Source organism: Methylobacterium litchii (assembly GCF_038442315.1).
GTDB classification, from domain to species: domain Bacteria; phylum Pseudomonadota; class Alphaproteobacteria; order Rhizobiales; family Beijerinckiaceae; genus Methylobacterium; species Methylobacterium litchii.
In genome coordinates this window covers 83,635-97,229 of sequence record NZ_JBBXMY010000004.1, presented here as the reverse complement: position 1 = coordinate 97,229, position 13,595 = coordinate 83,635, and the positions used below count along the sequence as shown (strand labels likewise).

Annotated in this window: 19 protein-coding genes and 1 other RNA gene; 6 read left to right on the top strand and 14 right to left on the bottom strand. The window is 65.7% G+C overall.

Features of this window, described 5'->3' with window-relative positions; translation table 11 throughout:
- Positions 1–202: 202 nt before the first annotated feature.
- Positions 203–910: a recombinase family protein gene (locus AAHF99_RS09850; RefSeq protein ID WP_342164063.1), complete on the top strand. Its 708-nt coding sequence runs from the start codon at positions 203–205 to the stop codon at positions 908–910.
- A gap of 339 nt (positions 911–1,249) precedes the next feature.
- Here AAHF99_RS09850 and AAHF99_RS09845 read toward each other — a convergent pair whose 3' ends face one another.
- A complete protein-coding gene (locus AAHF99_RS09845; protein ID WP_342164062.1) occupies positions 1,250–1,627 on the bottom strand; it encodes a hypothetical protein in 378 nt (125 codons plus the stop codon).
- 95 nt (positions 1,628–1,722) lie between these two features.
- Positions 1,723–2,178, bottom strand: coding sequence for a hypothetical protein (locus tag AAHF99_RS09840; RefSeq protein ID WP_342164060.1), 456 nt, complete (start codon positions 2,176–2,178; stop codon positions 1,723–1,725).
- 62 nt (positions 2,179–2,240) lie between these two features.
- On the opposite strand from AAHF99_RS09840, the gene AAHF99_RS09835 reads away from it, so the two are divergent.
- The gene (locus AAHF99_RS09835; RefSeq protein ID WP_342164059.1) at positions 2,241–2,435 is read left to right on the top strand and encodes a hypothetical protein; all 195 of its coding nucleotides are present in this window, start codon (positions 2,241–2,243) and stop codon (positions 2,433–2,435) included.
- 532 nt (positions 2,436–2,967) lie between these two features.
- Here the strand turns inward: AAHF99_RS09835 and AAHF99_RS09830 are convergent.
- From AAHF99_RS09830 to AAHF99_RS09815, 5 genes are all read right to left on the bottom strand, one after another.
- The gene (locus AAHF99_RS09830) at positions 2,968–3,351 is read right to left on the bottom strand and encodes a hypothetical protein (protein WP_342164058.1); all 384 of its coding nucleotides are present in this window, start codon (positions 3,349–3,351) and stop codon (positions 2,968–2,970) included.
- On the bottom strand, positions 3,338–4,072 hold the full coding sequence (locus tag AAHF99_RS09825) for a Rha family transcriptional regulator (protein WP_342164057.1): 735 nt from the start codon (positions 4,070–4,072) through the stop codon (positions 3,338–3,340). Before AAHF99_RS09825 ends, AAHF99_RS09830 begins: the two co-directional genes overlap by 14 nt.
- Positions 4,073–4,213: 141 nt before the next feature.
- Entirely contained in the window at positions 4,214–4,441 is a 228-nt protein-coding gene (locus AAHF99_RS09820) for a hypothetical protein (RefSeq protein WP_342164056.1), read from the bottom strand.
- A 2-nt stretch (positions 4,442–4,443) separates the two neighbouring features.
- Positions 4,444–4,656 carry a helix-turn-helix transcriptional regulator gene (locus tag AAHF99_RS27190; protein ID WP_412759866.1) on the bottom strand — a complete coding sequence of 71 codons (213 nt, stop codon included), beginning with the start codon at positions 4,654–4,656 and terminating at the stop codon, positions 4,444–4,446.
- Positions 4,657–4,846: 190 nt separating this feature from the next.
- Positions 4,847–6,058, bottom strand: a complete 1,212-nt coding sequence (locus AAHF99_RS09815; RefSeq protein WP_342164055.1) for a tyrosine-type recombinase/integrase — start codon at positions 6,056–6,058, stop codon at positions 4,847–4,849.
- 280 nt (positions 6,059–6,338) lie between these two features.
- Between AAHF99_RS09815 and AAHF99_RS09810 the strand changes: the two genes are divergently transcribed.
- On the top strand, positions 6,339–6,617 hold the full coding sequence (locus AAHF99_RS09810; protein WP_342164053.1) for an adenylosuccinate synthase: 279 nt from the start codon (positions 6,339–6,341) through the stop codon (positions 6,615–6,617).
- 82 nt (positions 6,618–6,699) lie between these two features.
- Positions 6,700–6,870, top strand: a transfer-messenger RNA (tmRNA) gene (ssrA, locus tag AAHF99_RS27270).
- Between the two features lie 215 nt (positions 6,871–7,085).
- On the opposite strand, the gene AAHF99_RS09800 is transcribed toward ssrA, so the two are convergent.
- Positions 7,086–7,508, bottom strand: coding sequence for a GFA family protein (locus AAHF99_RS09800; RefSeq protein WP_342164051.1), 423 nt, complete (start codon positions 7,506–7,508; stop codon positions 7,086–7,088).
- The gene (locus tag AAHF99_RS09795) at positions 7,505–8,758 is read right to left on the bottom strand and encodes an MFS transporter (protein WP_342164050.1); all 1,254 of its coding nucleotides are present in this window, start codon (positions 8,756–8,758) and stop codon (positions 7,505–7,507) included. The genes AAHF99_RS09800 and AAHF99_RS09795 overlap by 4 nt, the downstream gene beginning before the upstream one ends.
- A gap of 56 nt (positions 8,759–8,814) precedes the next feature.
- Here AAHF99_RS09795 and gcvA point away from each other — a divergent pair, with 56 nt between their 5' ends.
- Positions 8,815–9,693: a transcriptional regulator GcvA gene (gene gcvA, locus AAHF99_RS09790; RefSeq protein ID WP_342164049.1), complete on the top strand. Its 879-nt coding sequence runs from the start codon at positions 8,815–8,817 to the stop codon at positions 9,691–9,693.
- A 19-nt stretch (positions 9,694–9,712) separates the two neighbouring features.
- Here the strand turns inward: gcvA and AAHF99_RS09785 are convergent, their stop codons facing one another.
- On the bottom strand, positions 9,713–10,459 hold the full coding sequence (locus AAHF99_RS09785) for a glucose 1-dehydrogenase (protein ID WP_342164048.1): 747 nt from the start codon (positions 10,457–10,459) through the stop codon (positions 9,713–9,715).
- Positions 10,460–10,565: 106 nt separating this feature from the next.
- Between AAHF99_RS09785 and AAHF99_RS09780 the strand changes: the two genes are divergently transcribed.
- A complete protein-coding gene (locus AAHF99_RS09780; protein ID WP_342164047.1) occupies positions 10,566–10,913 on the top strand; it encodes an ArsR/SmtB family transcription factor in 348 nt (115 codons plus the stop codon).
- A 15-nt stretch (positions 10,914–10,928) separates the two neighbouring features.
- Here the strand turns inward: AAHF99_RS09780 and AAHF99_RS09775 are convergent, their stop codons facing one another.
- The 4 genes from AAHF99_RS09775 to AAHF99_RS09760 form a co-directional block, all read right to left on the bottom strand.
- Positions 10,929–11,117, bottom strand: coding sequence for a putative motility protein (locus AAHF99_RS09775; RefSeq protein ID WP_342164046.1), 189 nt, complete (start codon positions 11,115–11,117; stop codon positions 10,929–10,931).
- Positions 11,118–11,329: 212 nt separating this feature from the next.
- Positions 11,330–11,638 (bottom strand): hypothetical protein, encoded by a 309-nt coding sequence (locus tag AAHF99_RS09770; RefSeq protein WP_342164045.1) that lies wholly within the window; start codon positions 11,636–11,638, stop codon positions 11,330–11,332.
- Positions 11,639–11,653: 15 nt separating this feature from the next.
- Positions 11,654–11,845, bottom strand: a complete 192-nt coding sequence (locus AAHF99_RS09765; RefSeq protein ID WP_342164043.1) for a DUF3606 domain-containing protein — start codon at positions 11,843–11,845, stop codon at positions 11,654–11,656.
- A gap of 42 nt (positions 11,846–11,887) precedes the next feature.
- Positions 11,888–13,480: an ABC transporter substrate-binding protein gene (locus tag AAHF99_RS09760; RefSeq protein ID WP_342164042.1), complete on the bottom strand. Its 1,593-nt coding sequence runs from the start codon at positions 13,478–13,480 to the stop codon at positions 11,888–11,890.
- Positions 13,481–13,595: the final 115 nt, after the last annotated feature.

Below are 13,595 nucleotides of genomic sequence, written 5' to 3'. Positions count from 1 at the left end.
TATGCTCCCACAAAAAAGAGGGTTGGGGGTCATGATTTGGCACGACTATTGCCAAGCGCGCGGTTTCGATTGCCACTATAAATGCTTGTGCACTGCGAAAACCCTGGCGACCTAGAGAAAGTCTGTCCGACCCTCGATTTCCCGCTTGATTCACAAACCCAAACGGTCATATGAGATTGTGTATCGAGACCCGGAGCCGGCCATGACCGCCACCACCGACAAGATGCTGGACCTTCGCTCCCCGATCGTCGTCTACGTGCGGGTGTCCACGGATCGGCAGGGGCGCTCTGGCCTCGGCCTTGGTGCGCAGCGTGAAGCCATCGCCGCTTTCGTGCAGGCCCATGGCTACAGCGTCGCCGAGGAATTCGAGGAGATCGGTGGCGGCAAGGGTGCGGACGCCCTGGAAACGCGGCCTCAGCTCGCCAGGGCTCTGGCCAGGGCGCGCAAGCTCCGTTGCCCGGTGATCGTGGCCAAGCTCGACAGGCTTTCCCGTGATGTGGCGTTTATCTCCGGGCTCATGTCGAGGAAGGTTCGGTTCATCGTCGCCGAACTGGGACCCGATGTGGACCCCTTCGTCCTGCATATGTACGCCTCGGTCGCAGAGAAGGAGCGCGCTCTCATATCGGCCCGCACACACGATGCCCTGGCCAAGAAAAAGAAGAACGGGGCGATCCTCGGGAACCGCACCAACCTGTCCGAGGCCGGGGCCAAGGGCGTGGCGACCGTCAAGGCCGACGCCGACGCCTTCGCCCGGAACGTGATCCCGCTCATCGAGGCGATGCGTGGCCAGGGCTTCACCACCCTAAAGGACATCGCAGAAGAGCTGAACGTGAGGAACGTCAGCACCGCGCGGGGCGGATCGTGGTCGGCCGTGCAGGTCCACCGCGTTCTCCAGCGAAAAGCGGCTTGAACGGCAGCACCATCACCGCCACATCATGATGAAGGGCACCGACAGGCGCCCCTCAAGGACCCGACGATGCCCTGAGGCTCCCTCCTATACGGACGGGGGCCTTTTCGTCGTCCGCAGTCGTCTAGTGATGCAGACAAATTAAATGGCTTTTTTGTCGAGAGGTAGAGACAAGCTCCCCAAGCTTTCCGGTCAACGAGATCGTCGTCAGCGTCGAGCTGGAGGCGTGATCGTCTTCTACGTGATCGAGCCGAAGCCGTGATCGCCGTCCTGGCAGGGATAGTGCCTCTATGGGTTTCTCTCTCCCATGAAGGTGGAGTGGATCGGCGGCCCCCGGTGTTCTCACTCGTCCGCGAGAAACGGCGGCGGGGTATGCCGGACCTTGGGCTTCTTCGGGGTCTCGACGCGCTCCAGCTCGGCCAGTGCAGCGGTCTCCTCGGCGGTGGCGGTCTCGCTCGCTGGCATCACGGGCGCATCGGCGCGGACGGGGCGGGGGAGGATCATGTGCCTCTGTAGATACACAGGATCGGCGGCGAGGTTCTTCGAGCGATAGTATGCCAGAGCCGACGAGATGAACGCCGACTCATCCTCGGTTACCTCACCAGTGCCGGAACAGGCCGGGCATCCGCAGAGGGTGGTCCGACGCTTCTCTTCCATGATCGCCTTGTGGGCCTCAACGTCGGCGCGATCCTGGCGGTGGAGATCATCGGCGGCCTTCATATTCTCGCGGAGGCGATCCGAGATGCCGGCTTCGAGTCGGGCCTTGGCGGCGCGCTCCCTGGCAAACCAGCCGTTGTCAGTATGGCGAGACATGGCTAGTTCTTCCCGACGCTGGCGAGGTATTCAAGGTGTTCCGCAAGCTCAGGTTGCTCGCGGTAAAGGATCATCTGTTGGGTGACGTTGAGCGATCCCTTGGCAAAGGGGTTAGGTCCGACGTGCGATGACTTACCCGCGCTCTTGTCCTTGCCAGAAAAGAGATCGGGATGCTTGCTCGACAGTTCGTCCAGAAGCTCAGTCACGGGCATATAGGCGCCATGCCCATTGCCGAACCGAAACTCCCCGTTCTCGTCTACCGCGCAGAGCATCCCGTCGTTGTTTCGGCGGGTGTGCCGGGTGAGAAGGGCGGCGACGGCTTCGTGATCCGTACCGCCGCGACGCTCAACCTCGGCTCTGATGTCCACGTTGTTTCGCTCTGAGCGGATGGACGAAAGCTCAGCTTCGGCGGTGGCCAGGGCGGCTTTCAGCGCCTCGACCTCATAGTGTGTTGCCATAATCAGGCATCCAATCGGTAATTTTGGGGATCACGCTTCACCTCGGCGTGGAGGGCGCGCAGATGATGCTCGATGAGACGGGCAGCACGGGTGGCGGCACTGGTGCCAGCACAGGACGCAAGAGCCGCAAGGTCTTGATACACTTCAACAGGAAGCGTCACGGTCATCTTTACGTTAAGCGAAGTGTTGGCGGCATTTCGGCAGCGCTTCACGGCTTTACCTTCTCAGACTTCGCCGCTTCGACCTTTGCCAGATGAGAGAGGATGAGCGACCGAACAAACGTTCCAGTGCCAAGCATCGAGGCGGCGGCAAGGGCGTCAAGTTCTTCATGGACGTTAGGCGGCAGGTTGACTTTCACATACTTCGTATACCGGCTGCCGGCACCCCGGCTATTAGCTGACATGGGTGATTTATCCTGTAATTGACGAGAAAAACACGCGGAAAACCGCCCCAACGATGCGAGGGCGGCTCGACGTGCAGATTGTTGCGATGATAGCCTGTAGAGTACCCTAAAAGCCGCCAAATGTCAACTTTGCGGTTCTGTGATGTACCGTCTTGAGGTCTACATCGTTCCTGGCGGTAAGGTCTCGACGCCCGGATAATTCGCCGATAATTCGTTAGAGCCGAAAAACAGGCGGAAGTCCCTCCCTGCGGAGGCGGTCTCGGTCCTCGGCTGTGATCGTCGGGGAGCCCATCATCGCCAGAGCGACCATCATCACCCGCCGCACCTCGTCATCGCCGTCGAGCGCTTCGATCAAGAGGGTTGTGAGCATGTCGTCGGAGGGAGCGTCAGCCATTAGACGCACCCCCGGCCAGAGCATCGACCTGGGCGAGGGCAGCGGTGCTCCTACTCGCGTCGAGGAGGTACAGGGTGCGCAGCGCATCATGGAGCGCAGCACCCGCCGCGCCGGCCGCCACGGCAGACTCCGGCGAGACATAAGGAGAGAACAGAACCGCCCGCGCATCCGCGACGAGTCCGAGGTATTCGGTCCATCCCAAGCCGGTGAGAACGTACATGCTGTCAGGCGCACCGCGCATCCGGCCGAAAGACCAAGCCCGCGCCTGTCTGCGGTATCGATCCACTGCGGCGTAGAGTTCCGATCCGGTGATGGTGCAGTTGGCGAGCGCGGCGGTCTCGGCGGACGTGAGGGTGAGGAAGCTAGGCAAGATCATCTCGCGCCCCCTCAATGCCAAGGTCGAGCTGAACTCCGGCAAGCATCGCAGTGATCCGCGCAAAGCCCTTGGTCGTGACCTTGACCGAGTACGCCTCAGCGGGACCGGCAGACGTGGCGACCGGAAAGGAGTCGTGTTCCAGAATGCCCTGTTCGAGCGCGCGTTGGCTGGCCTGCCAGCGCCCATTGACGCCCCTGCGAAAGATCATTCCTCTCTCGGCCAGGACGCCGAAGAGGCGCTTCGGCTGCAACTTCATCGCCTTGGCAGCTTCCGTAATCGACAGGGAGGCCGACGACGCGGTGATTCGCGCCACGACAGCGACGGCAGGGCGCTGCGACTCAATGAGGGCGGCCTGTCGCTCAACCGTTTCAGCCTGTTCGGCGGCGAGGCGTAGCGCGTCGGCATAAGTGGCGGGGATCGCAGGGGCAGGACGAGACGCGGCTTCCAGCTCGCGGAGGCGATCAACCACCTTGGCGCGGAGGGCGATGGAATATCCCGAAGTCAGGATCAGAATTTCGCGCTCGGGGAGGATGTAACAGGTTGCGGCGGCACCGGCATCGTTCGTGTAGGTGCGCTCAAAAGTGAGCGCATCGAGATCGAGGGCCTTCAGCATCCTTCGGCAGTCGCGGAGGACATTCTTGTGCAGCTTGCCCGTCCTCTCAGCGATTTCCACCGTGCTCATCGTCGGGCCGGTCTCGTGATCCGGGGCGATGGCAGGCATAGGGGAAGGGTGCGTCAACGCGGGCGCGGTGGTACGCTTCGAAGTCATCGGCATTTTCTCGGAATGCGGGTGCGGCGGCGCTTGTGCGCGGCCAGGGCGGCGTCGGGGGAGTGCAGCCCTCGGCGCCGTTTCAGATTGCGATCAGAAGGCGACCGCGCGTTTCCTCGGATAAAGATCACGCTCGATATCTTCGGCGATGCGCATCACCGCGTCATCGACAAGCGCGGCGGCGACCGCAGCGCGGAAGGCAGGGTCAGCGGCAAGAGCTTCGCGAATCCTCATTCCGCCGACGAGGGAGTCACCACGCGCGTCATCGACGGCAGCCGCGATGAGTTCGAAAACCGAATCGAAGGTCACCTCGTTCGCCATGGTCAGACCCTCCCGCCACGGTGAGAGCGCGGAGTCGCCGGGGCGCCAAAGGCTTCGATGTCGGCGACGCGGAAGCCGATACGACGGTCAGAAATGCGAACCGGCGGCGGGAGCTTGCCGGCGGCGACCATCCTTTCCAGGGTGGAGCGGCTGACCGAGAGGGCGCGTGCGGCGTCCCTCGCAGTAAGAAGAGTCCGGGGCGGGCTGTGATTCATCATGTCCTCGCTATTGAGTGCGAGGAACATCATCTTGCTTCATGTCCGCGTCAATGTTCGCGGGTATCTTGCGCGTTTCGACCAATGCAAGATCTGTATGATTTCTGGGTTATGTCCAGGTCGGTGCGCTCTGTAGCAGGCATCGCTTCCATTGCATGCATCGAAATGGATCGGCGATAGTGCGACATCCTTACACACCGGCGAGGGCGAGGACATGGGCGCCCCACCGGTCCAGCGCGTCGCGGGTTTCGACCCGGTACTCCTGGCGCTGGTAGATCCCCACGATACCGGCGCGATAGCCGGAGAGATGATTCACAACGTGTTCGATCACGTGCGGGAGAACGCCGATATCGGCCATGCCCGTGCAGGCAGAACGGCGAAGATCGTGGAGACGCCAGGGCTCCCGGATGTGCGCGAGCTGCCCGTCGAGACGCGCCTTGGAACGGGAGAACCCTGAGAACGGACCCTCGCCGGAGCCGAACGCGAACGGCCGCTCCTCGGTTCGTCCGATCCCTCCCAAGATATCCAGGGCAGGGTGGCTCAGGTGAACCGTGTGATTCCGCTTGTTCTTGGTGCGGGTGCCGGGGATTCGCCACGTCGCCGCGTCGAGATCGATCTCGTCCCAACGCATACCGGCAACCTCGTCACGCCGCTGCCCCGTGAGGATGAGGAGCCGGACAATCCGATTGAAGTCCCCATCGGCCGGGCAGGCACGCCAAACCGCCACTAGTTCATCGGGTGTCAGAACCCGGTCTCGGCGCACATCCCTGGCCGGTGCGTTGGTTCCTGCAACAGGGGAGAATTCGGCCAGCCCTTCGCCAATGGCCCACGCATAGATCGTCGCCAGGGTGCGGCGAGCGCGGAGTGCAGCCTGAGGACCCGAAGATTCTGTGACGGCCCGGATCGTTGCGGCGACCTCGGCACGAGTCAGTCCGACGAGCGGCTTGTCACGAAGTGCGGCAAAATGGACGCGAACATGCGTGGAGAGGTTGGCCAGTGACTTGGGCCGCATCCGAGTTTCCGCATCACGCACGTAGTCCGTCAGCACTTCACCGAGGTTGAGCACAGCGGGGGCAGAGGCGGGGCTTTCGACCCGTTCCTGGCGGCGAGGGGCGCGGATGTCATGCCCGTTCATCACCTCGGCCAAACGCTCCCGTGCGGCATTCCTGGCGGCGTTCACATCGAGAACATCGGCAGCGCCGATCGTGAAAAGGCTCGACTTTCCTCCGATACGCGGGGGACGGATCACATAGGTCGCGCGGTCGCCGCGAAGCCTGTAGCCGAATCCCGCAAGGTCCGCGTCCCACCACACCCGCTCGCCCTGGTGAGGTTCGAGAACAAGCCGGGGGAGGACTTTCCGGCTCAGGGAGACGACGTTCTCGCGGTCGGCGCGACGGGGCATTTAGGCGACCCTCTCACGGAATCTCGGGGTGCATACGGGGTGCAAACGGCGAGCGAAATTGCACCCCCGTGCGATTCCATGACGTTATCACAGAGAGGGTCGGTCAACAAAAACAACGACTTGACGCCTCCTGAACCCTCTTGCGGGGTGCACCCATCCCGTTTACACGGAGAGGGTCGGCGGTTCGAGCCCGTCACCGCCCACCATCCTTGTCAGCCAGCCTTACTTCCCGCTGACCTCCGATTCGCGCGCGCTGCAACACTCCGCCGAGGTTTGAGCCATGGCATTCGCACGACGGTCGGCGTCGGAAACGAAGGCGCGGGATCTAGGCTTGGCCCTCGCGCGTCTCGCGGAGGGGGATGGCACGCCGTCCGCCATCGGCGTCGACCGCCTGAAGGCCGTCAATCCGCGCCTCACGCCGCAAGCCGTCGGACTGATGATCCGCAAGGAGCGCGCGATCGTCGAGGAGACGCTAGCCGAGCGCGGCCTCAGGCTCGCGGATTATAGCGATCAGGGCCCCGGACGCGGGATGGAGTTCGCCATCGACGCCGCCTCGTAGCTGCGCTGGCTTCGCTCAAATTCTTGCTTGGGGAATGGACCCACGGCCTCACAGCGCTTATATTGGCGGTGAGGTTGACGACCGGTTCGTAATAACGTTTCAGGACCCGGGGGCGGTACCCGGCGCCTCCACCATAAGCATCCTGCCCCAGCTATCGGAGGGGGTAGAGCGAGCGTCCGACATTGCGGGCCGCTCGCTGCCAGGGTGCTTCTGCTGGGGGCGAAACAGGATCGACTGGACGGTAAAGGGATCGCGAGTTCTACCCTGTTTCGGCAGGATAAGATGCGACTTTCGGTAAGGACTCGACCGGTCTGGCGCAGGCAACCCCTGTTCCGGGCACCTGACCAAAACTCTAAATGCCAACGATAACGTTGTCATGGATGCCCGCCTCGCGGCGTAAGCATCTTGCGGCAGGGCAGCCGTAGAAACAGAACCCAGGGCTTCGGCCCTGGGGCCCACCTTTTCCCCTCATCTCTCTTCGACAGCCGGATCGAAGCGCAGCGTGCCGACACGTCGGGTCGCCTGCCCGGTGTCGCTCGGGTGATTGACGCCATCCACCACCGGAACCTCCGCGAAATCGAACGGGCTGACGCCATCGAGGCAGGCGACGTTCACGCCGTACAGGTGTGGGTTCGATCGGCGCTGGTGGTGCGTGTAGATCCCGCAGCGTGAGCAGAAGAAATGCTGCGCCGTTCCAGTGTTGAACCGGTAGCTGGTCAGCGACTCCTCACCCCGCGTGAAGCGGATGCTTCCCATCGCCGCCGAGGCAACGACCGCGCCGCGCATCCGGCAATAGGAGCAGGTGCAGCGGCGGATGGTGCTGAATCCCTCGGCGAGTGTCACCTCGAACTTCACCGCGCCGCAATGGCATTGCCCGGTTCGGCTGGTCATGGCGTTTCCTGCGTTGAGGGGTCCGTGAGGCGAGGGGAGAGGCAAAGCATCAGCGGAACGACCATCGCGGCCGTTGCGGCGGCGGCCATCGCGGCCCAGCCCGGCCCGACGATGTCGCCCAACGGGCCGTAGAGCAACGGCGTCGCCAAGGCGCTCCCGCCCAGCGTCCAGGTGTAGAAGATCGCGAAGGCGCGCTCGACCTGACCTGCAGGCGCCAGATCCGGCACCGTCCCGTAGAGCACGGACGACGTGCCGTTCAGCATCAGCCCGAGCAGCGGCAGCACCGCGAGCGCCGGAGCGAGGGGCAGGAGGACGACGGCGAGGATCGCCACCGCCGTGCCGGCCTCCGTGAGGATCACGCTGCGCGTCACGCCGAACCGCTCGCCCAGACGCCCGAACACGGCCTTGCCCAGGGCACCGCCGATGGCGACGAGTGCGAAGGCGATGCCGACCAGGGACAGCCCCGCCCCCTTCGCCTGAAGCAGGAACGGCAGGTAGATGAGGAAGGCCGGGCGCGCGGCGTTGTCGAGCATCCCGATGGCCACGAGGAGGCGGAAGCCCGTCGGATCGGACGCACGGGTCGGGACGGGGGAGGCCGTCTTCGCGGACGCGGTGACGCGCGAAGCCGGCTCACGCGGGAGCAGGCAGGCGACGACAACTGCGACGACCAAGCCGGCGCCAGCGACGAGCCACAGGACCGGCCGCCAATCGGTGCGGACCAACAGGAAGCCGACGAGGGGCGGCAGCGCCGCCTTCCCGAGATCGCCCGTGAAATTGTAGGTGCCCAACGGCCCGCGTGCCGCCGCGCCGTAGGCGCGGGCGATGACGGAGGAGGCGAGCGGATGCTGCGTGCTGCTGCCGGCGCCGGAGAGGGCGAGGGCGCAGCACAGGCCGATCAATCCGCCGGAGGCGCCCGCCAGGGCATAGCCGCCGGCACCGAGCAGCGTGCCGAGGGCAAGCACCGTTCGCACGCCGAACCGGTCCGCGAGCGCGGCGGACGGCATCTGCAGCCCGGCCAGCGCCCCGACATAGAGGGAACGCAGCACCGCGAGGGCGACGTACCCGAGCCCGAACTCCGCCTGCCAGACCGGCAGCAGCACGTAGATCATGTCGGTGTAGCCATCGTGGAGGGCGTGGTTCACGCCGACGACGACGAGGGAGCGCCGCCCATCCGCTGCGGCGTCGGCTTGCTCGCTCCGAGCGGAGGGCAGTGTCCGGCTGTCGGTGATCATGCCCGCGAGGATGCCCATCTCCTCAGGGCCCGACAAACGCCTTATGCTGACGCTCACGTGAGGAAAGCTGACGCATGCATCGCCGCCTGCCGCCGCTTAACGCGCTGAAGGCCTTCGAGGCGGCCGGTCGCCATGGAAGCTTCACGCTGGCGGCGGAAGAGCTGCGCGTGACCCACGGCGCGGTCAGCCGGCACATCCAGACGCTGGAGGCGTGGCTCGGCATCCTCCTGTTCGAGCGGCACAACCGGCGCGTCGTCCTCACGGAGGCGGGGCGCGGCTATCTCCTGGAGATCGGCGCGGCCCTCGACCGGATGGCCCTCGCGACCGCCCGCCAGATGGAGCGCAGCCAATCGCATGTGCTGCACGTGAACGCGCTGGCCACCTTCACCCTGCGCTGGCTCATCCCCCGTCTGTCGGCCTTTCAGCGCGCGAATCCGCTAATCGAGATCCGGCTGACGACCTCGAACGTCCCGCTCGCGCACATCATCGAGCCGTTCGATGTCGCCATCCGGGGCGGCCCCGAGACGCGGCCGGGTTTCGTCGGGCGGCAATTCCTCACCGAACGGCGCATCCCCGTGTGCAGCCCCGCGCTGCGGCAGCATGGGCCGCTGGAGGAGCCCCGGGATCTGACGAGGCACACACTCCTGCACGCGGCGACGCTGACCGAGGTCTGGCCGCAATGGCTGCAGGCGGCCGGCGTGCCGAACCTCCAACCGCAGGCCTCGGTGACGCTGGAGCACTTCTACCTGACGCTCCAAGCGGCGCTCGACGGGCTGGGCGTGGCGATGGGCCCGGAACGCTTGATCGCGGACGACGTGGCGGCGGGCCGGCTGATGCTGCCTTTCGCGGGCCCCGCGCTGCCGGCGCGGAGCTACCACACCTACATCCCGGAGGCGCGCGCCGAGCACGCCGCCGTCCGGGCGTTCTGCGATTGGCTGTCCACCACCGCCTGAGGCGGGGCAGCCTCCCGCGTCAGCGGATGCCGCCGCTGGCGGTGATGTTCTCCCCGGTGAGCCAGCGGGCATCGTCGGAGGCGAGGAACGTCACGACCCCCGCGATGTCGTCGGGGTGGCCGGCGCGGCCGAGGGGCGTCATCGCGACGAGGCCGGTCTCCATGTCGGACCCGACGACGCCGGCCGTGTGCGTACCCTCGGTGACGACGAAGCCGGGGCTCACCATGTTCACGCGGATCTTGCGCGGGGCCAGTTCATTGGCGAGCACGCCCGAGATGGCATTCACCGCGCCCTTGGTGCCGGCATAGGCCGCCGCGCTCGGCGTGTTCACGTGCGTGATCGCCGAGGAGATGTTCACGATGCTGCCGCCTTCGCCGAGATGCTTTACGGCCGCCTGGGTCGTCAGCAGCATGCCGAGGACGTTGATGTCGAACTGCCGGCGGTAATGCGCTTCGGTCACGTCCTCGATCGCCGCGAATTCGTAGATGCCGGAATTGTTGACCAGCACGTCGAGCCGGCCGAACTCCTTCACCGCCGCATCGATCACCCCCTGCGCCTCGGACGCCTTCGACACGTCCCCCCGCACCGCCACGGCACGGCCGCCGGCGGAGGCGATGGCTGCCACCACGGCGTCGGCGCCCTCCCGGCTGGAGGCGTAGTTCACCACGACGGCGGAACCTTCTTTCGCCAGCGCCTTGGCGATTCCCGCACCGATGCCCTTCGATGCTCCGGTCACGACGGCGACCTTGCCCTCAAGCTTCGACATGTGTGCTAACTCCGACAGGGGGCAGCCGCGATGTCGCGGTCATCGTCCCATAGTTCGGAAATTTGGAACTAACGGACCGTAGTTCAAGACCCCATATGGCTGAAAGATGAGACCACTGCTTCACCCCGCCATCGAGGACGTGCGACCGGACGCGATCCTGCACGCCCTCGCCGATCCGAGCCGGGCGGCGATCTTCGCCAAGATCATGCAGGCGGGCTGTGTCGAGGCCTGTTCCGCCGTGGCGGCGGTCGGGGACCGGGTGATCCCGAAATCCTCGCTGTCCAACCACTTCAAGGTTCTGCGCGAGGCAGGCTTGATCCGTAGCGAGCGGCACGGCGTCGAGGTGCGCAATCATTCCCGCTGGGAGGAGATCGAGGCGCGCTTTCCCGGGCTACTGCCAGGGATCATCAACGCCTATGCGGCGGACGGTGGCTGCGGCCGGGATAAGACCTGAGAAACGGCTTCGCGCTCAGGCACGGATGTCCAGAAGCTGGCCCTGGCCGGGGGGAGCCGGGGGAGAGGCCGCATTGGCCGTCTGGGCCACCATGTCCGCGACGGATTTCTGTGCGTCGATCTGCTGCCGCGCCACCGCTGTCCCGACGGACTGCGCGAAGCTTCCGGCCTGCATCTGGACGACTTGGGCGGCGATGCTGTTCATGCGTGACGGTAACACGTCAGTCGTGAAGGTATCGTCACCGCCTTCAGTCGCTTTGGAGTGATCGCGCCGTTACCGGGACAGCTTGTTCGTGGCCCAGCGGAACGCCACGCCCGACATGTCCAACGCCGTCAGCACGGCAATGACGTACACCACGGTCATCAGCATCGCGTTTCCCCTATCACCCCTCGTGTACGGCGATCACGGGGCAGATATCACCGATTCACGGCATTGTTGCGATGGCCACGCTCGCGCTCCGGAGAATACGGATCGGCGACGGGCGGGGGCGATCCGCCGATGATCCGGCCGAGCAGGCCCCCCGGCCGGTTGCCCTGGGCGGCGACGATGCGGCGTGCCTCCTCGACACTCATGTTGCAGGGCCCCGGCATCCCTTCGAGGGCGCCCAGGGCCCGCTCGTATTCCGGGAGGTTGATGCAGCCCGGCACGCCCCAGGCCCAGGCCGGCGAGGGCGCGATCAGGACGGTGAAGAGGGCCGTCGCCGCCAGGGGGGTGGTGATCCGCACGATCAGGTCTCCCGTCTACACGATGCCGCTGCCCTCGTAGGGCCATGGCAGGCCGAGATGGGCGGCGACAGCGGACGGATCGTCGCCGACCTTGCGGACGGCGGCGATCACCGCCTCGACGGGCACCTGAAAGCGCCGCGCCCAGTAGGCGGCGGCGCTCGGATCCGCGACGTTCACGTGCTTCGGCTCTTGGGACAGATCGGCCATGTCATCCTCCGGCTGGGGCAATCCGCCGGAGGGGATTTGGTTCTAGCCGGCGCGGCTCACATTCCAGAACAGTGGCAGCCCGGTGAGCATGTTCTCGAGGTCGCTGCGATAGGCCGAGGGCTGGAAGTACTGCCCGCAGGGGAGATAGGCGCCGACCTCCAGCGCCCGTGCCTGAATCTGGGCCGCGAGCGCCTGCTGCGCGGGCAGGTCCGGTGCCTGGAACCATTGGTTGCGCAGGTCCTCGATGGGCGCGTCCGTCAGCCAACTCGGGATGCCCGAGCGGCCGTTCCCCCGCGCGGCGAGGTGGTAGGCCGGCGAGAGTTGGTCGAGCCCACCCGAGAAGACCCCGAACATCGACCAGCCGCCCTGGTCGATGGGCTTCGCGTTCAGGATGCGCTGGTTCACCGTGCCCCAATCGGTGGCGACGTAATCGAGATTCAGCCCAAGCTTTCGGCAGACATCGCCCATCACCTCGCAGATCGCGGAGATGCGCGGCACGTCGGTGCCAGCGAGCAGCACCACCTTCTCGCCCTTGTAGCCGGCCGCTTCCAAAGCGCGCTTCGAGGCGGCGAGGTCGCGGGGCCCGGTCAGGGCCTTCATGCCGGCATCCGAGGCCATCGGGCCGCCTGGGGTGAAGATCCCGCAGGGGCCACGGCGGATGGCGGGGTCGGTCCCGGCCACCGCATCCATCATCTCACCCTGGTCCACCGCCGTCAGCACCGCGTGGCTGATGGCCGGATTGTCGAAGGGCGGCTGCGTGTGGTTCAGGCGGATCTGCCCGATCAAGCCTGCGCTCTCGATGAGCGCGACCTTGATGTCCGATTGCCGCGACAGAGCGGGCACGAGGTCCACGAGCGGCTGCTCCCACCAGTCGATCTCGCCCGAGCGCAGGGCGCCGGCGGCGGTCGAGCCATCGGGAATGGTGCGCCATTCGATCCGGTCGAACCGCGCGATCTTCGGGCCGGCGGTGAAACTCGCCGTGCCGCCTTCGCGGGGTTTGTAGCCCTCGAAGCGGCGGTAGACGTTGAGGGAGCCTGGTACCCGTTCCTGCGCCACGTAGCGGAAGGGGCCGCTGCCGATCATCTCGGTGACGGCCTGGGTCGGCGGCACGGCGGCCAGCCGCTCGGGCATGATGACCGGCACGTAAGAGACCGGCTTCGCCAGCGCCTCCGGCAGGAGCGGGAAGGGGCGTTTCAGCCGGAACAGCAACTCCTTGTCGGTGGGGGCGGTGAGTTCGTTCACCGCCGCGAACAGCGCGCTGCCGAACGAATCGCGCTGGCCCCAGCGCTTCAGGCTCGCCACCGCGTCGCGGGCGAGAACGGGAGTGCCGTCGTGGAAGAGCAGCCCGTCGCGTAGGGTGAGCCGCCAGGTGAGGCCGCCATCCTCGACGCTGTGGCCCGCCACCATCTGCGGCTGCGCGCGATAGGACGAATCGAGGCCGTACAGGGTGTCGAACACCATCAGCGCGTGCGTGCGCGTGACGTAGTTCGTGGTGATGATCGGATCGAGCAGCGCCAGGTCGGCATAGGGTACGAAGCGGAGGGTGGAGGCGCTGGCCGCCCGCACCAGGGCGGGGCGTGCGATGGCGCCTGCCAGCATGGCGCCGGCACCCGTGATCACCGTGCGTCGCTTCATCGAGCCCCTCTCGAATTTTGGATATCGTGCCTTCCGCTGAGGCAACGCCCGTGCCGAACCGGCCTGCGGGAGAAATTTATTCTCTCCAACGGCAATTTGCGAACCTAACTGGACG

What these genes read in the sequence shown, in the direction of transcription:
- AAHF99_RS09850 (WP_342164063.1), top strand. Translation starts at nt 203, where the DNA reads ATGACCGCCACCACCGACAAGATGCTGGACCTTCGCTCCCCGATCGTC.
- AAHF99_RS09775 (WP_342164046.1), bottom strand. Translation starts at nt 11,117, where the DNA reads ATGAACAGCATCGCCGCCCAAGTCGTCCAGATGCAGGCCGGAAGCTTC.
- gcvA (WP_342164049.1), top strand. Translation starts at nt 8,815, where the DNA reads ATGCATCGCCGCCTGCCGCCGCTTAACGCGCTGAAGGCCTTCGAGGCG.
- AAHF99_RS09810 (WP_342164053.1), top strand. Translation starts at nt 6,339, where the DNA reads ATGGCATTCGCACGACGGTCGGCGTCGGAAACGAAGGCGCGGGATCTA.
- AAHF99_RS09780 (WP_342164047.1), top strand. Translation starts at nt 10,566, where the DNA reads ATGAGACCACTGCTTCACCCCGCCATCGAGGACGTGCGACCGGACGCG.
- AAHF99_RS09765 (WP_342164043.1), bottom strand. Translation starts at nt 11,845, where the DNA reads ATGGCCGATCTGTCCCAAGAGCCGAAGCACGTGAACGTCGCGGATCCG.
- AAHF99_RS09830 (WP_342164058.1), bottom strand. Translation starts at nt 3,351, where the DNA reads ATGATCTTGCCTAGCTTCCTCACCCTCACGTCCGCCGAGACCGCCGCG.
- AAHF99_RS09845 (WP_342164062.1), bottom strand. Translation starts at nt 1,627, where the DNA reads ATGAAGGCCGCCGATGATCTCCACCGCCAGGATCGCGCCGACGTTGAG.
- AAHF99_RS09825 (WP_342164057.1), bottom strand. Translation starts at nt 4,072, where the DNA reads ATGCCTGCCATCGCCCCGGATCACGAGACCGGCCCGACGATGAGCACG.
- AAHF99_RS09795 (WP_342164050.1), bottom strand. Translation starts at nt 8,758, where the DNA reads ATGGGCATCCTCGCGGGCATGATCACCGACAGCCGGACACTGCCCTCC.
- AAHF99_RS09800 (WP_342164051.1), bottom strand. Translation starts at nt 7,508, where the DNA reads ATGACCAGCCGAACCGGGCAATGCCATTGCGGCGCGGTGAAGTTCGAG.
- AAHF99_RS09815 (WP_342164055.1), bottom strand. Translation starts at nt 6,058, where the DNA reads ATGCCCCGTCGCGCCGACCGCGAGAACGTCGTCTCCCTGAGCCGGAAA.
- AAHF99_RS09820 (WP_342164056.1), bottom strand. Translation starts at nt 4,441, where the DNA reads ATGGCGAACGAGGTGACCTTCGATTCGGTTTTCGAACTCATCGCGGCT.
- AAHF99_RS09840 (WP_342164060.1), bottom strand. Translation starts at nt 2,178, where the DNA reads ATGGCAACACACTATGAGGTCGAGGCGCTGAAAGCCGCCCTGGCCACC.
- AAHF99_RS09760 (WP_342164042.1), bottom strand. Translation starts at nt 13,480, where the DNA reads ATGAAGCGACGCACGGTGATCACGGGTGCCGGCGCCATGCTGGCAGGC.
- AAHF99_RS09835 (WP_342164059.1), top strand. Translation starts at nt 2,241, where the DNA reads ATGATGCTCGATGAGACGGGCAGCACGGGTGGCGGCACTGGTGCCAGC.
- AAHF99_RS27190 (WP_412759866.1), bottom strand. Translation starts at nt 4,656, where the DNA reads ATGAATCACAGCCCGCCCCGGACTCTTCTTACTGCGAGGGACGCCGCA.
- AAHF99_RS09785 (WP_342164048.1), bottom strand. Translation starts at nt 10,459, where the DNA reads ATGTCGAAGCTTGAGGGCAAGGTCGCCGTCGTGACCGGAGCATCGAAG.